This window comes from Erwinia sp. MYb416 (assembly GCF_037479575.1).
Taxonomy (GTDB): domain Bacteria; phylum Pseudomonadota; class Gammaproteobacteria; order Enterobacterales; family Enterobacteriaceae; genus Erwinia; species Erwinia rhapontici.
The window spans coordinates 1-1,582 of sequence record NZ_JBBGYT010000329.1 but is presented as its reverse complement, the minus strand read 5'-3'; the positions used below and the strand labels follow the sequence as shown (position 1 = coordinate 1,582).

The following is a 1,582-nucleotide window of genomic DNA, read 5'->3' as shown; positions in this document are numbered from 1 at the left end:
CGCGCAGTGTGGCCTTCAGGCGAGGCTGCGGAAAAAAAAGTCAGGCCCCACAGCGTCAGAAAGAGGAAGGGCGCTTTCCTTTTTGTCATTACGTTTTTCATAAAAACCTGTTAAATCAATTAATTAAAAGTTGGCACGTATATTGCTATATGCGTGTGATTCATTGATCAACTGAGGTTTTAACGTGGGAATAAGTTTTGACAAATCATTAGGCATTCATCCTGCCGCACTACAGCTTCGACTTTCCCGAGCTGAACTGTTGTCGGCGAACCTGGCCAATGTTGATACCCCCAACTTTCAGGCTAAAGATATTGATTTTGCCGCTGAGATGCAACGTTTTCAGAGCAAAAGCTTACTGAATGGGTCACTTTCAGTGAAATATCGCGTGCCTTATCAGCCATCTACGGATGGCAACACCGTTGCCCTGGATGTAGAGCAGGCAGAATTCGCGAAAAACCAGCTGGATTACCAAACCAGCCTGCAATTTTTGAATTCGAAACTAACCGGGCTTAAGCAGGCCATTGAGGGGAAATAACCATGTCATTTAACGACATTTATCGCGTTTCAGGATCGGCGATGACGGCGCAAACGGTGCGCCTTAATACCATCGCCAGTAACCTGGCAAACGCTGAATCACCGGCGGCCAGCGCTGACGCGACCTATAAGGCGCGCCGTCCGGTATTTGCCGCGATCTATCAGCGTAACCAGCTGATGGATAACGCTGCGCTGGCGGGAGCGCGTGTACAGGTACTGGACGTGGTGGAAACGGGGTCAGCCATTCGTCGTTATGAACCCCACAATCCAGTGGCTAATGCTCAGGGGCATGTGTTTTACCCGGATATCAACACCGTAGAAGAGATGGCGGACATGATGTCGGCATCACGCAATTTCGAAACCAACGTTGAAGTGTTAAACAGCGTGAAAAGCATGCAGCAAAGCCTGCTGAGACTGGGAGAAGCCTGATGAGCGTAAGTCATGTAGCGAGAGATTACGGCAGCGATGACATGAATATATCGGGTGCACCGACGCCTAACGGTGGGACTGATCTGAACAATATGTTTATGAAGCTGCTGGTGGCGCAGATCCAGAATCAGGATCCCCTCAATCCCACCGACGGTACGGAATATGTTGGTCAACTGGCGCAGATGACCCAGGTGCAGTCGATGCAGGATATGACCGGCATGATGCAGAACGCTGCCACGCTGGTAGACAACATTCAGATGCTGGCCATCGGTAACCTGGTCGGGCAACAGATCATGGTGCGTGCTGACACGATTGAAGTGGACGGGCAGCCGATAGATGGGCGTCTGACACTGGCACACCCGTCCAGCAATGTCACGGTGCATATCAAAGATGCCGCCGGCAATGAAACCACGCTGGATCTGGGCAAACAGGAAAAAGGCCTGGTGGACTTCACCCTTGATCCTGAAGTGCTGGGGCTTAAGAAAGGAAAATACACCCTGTCAGTGGTGACGGAAGAAGGGGAAAACACGGTGCCGATTGAAATCTCTGGCTGTGTTAACAGCGTACGAATTGGGCCGGATGGCTCGCCACTGCTCAAGATCCCCGGTCTGGGTGAAAT

3 protein-coding genes are annotated in these 1,582 nt (G+C 51.1%); all 3 read left to right on the top strand.

What is annotated here, in order from left to right; all coding sequences use genetic code 11:
* Positions 1-184 precede the first annotated feature (184 nt).
* Positions 185-535, top strand: coding sequence for a flagellar basal body rod protein FlgB (gene flgB / locus WH277_RS03950; protein WP_339456176.1), 351 nt, complete (start codon positions 185-187; stop codon positions 533-535).
* A 2-nt stretch (positions 536-537) separates the two neighbouring features.
* Positions 538-963 (top strand): flagellar basal body rod protein FlgC, encoded by a 426-nt coding sequence (flgC, locus tag WH277_RS03945; protein ID WP_339456178.1) that lies wholly within the window; start codon positions 538-540, stop codon positions 961-963.
* Positions 963-1,582, top strand: a 620-nt coding sequence (locus WH277_RS03940) for a flagellar hook capping FlgD N-terminal domain-containing protein (RefSeq protein WP_339504474.1), incomplete at its 3' end; no start/stop codon positions are given. The genes flgC and WH277_RS03940, both read left to right, overlap by 1 nt.

Coding starts and splice junctions, on each gene's coding strand:
- flgC (WP_339456178.1), top strand. CDS start 538: ATGTCATTTAACGACATTTATCGCGTTTCAGGATCGGCGATGACGGCG.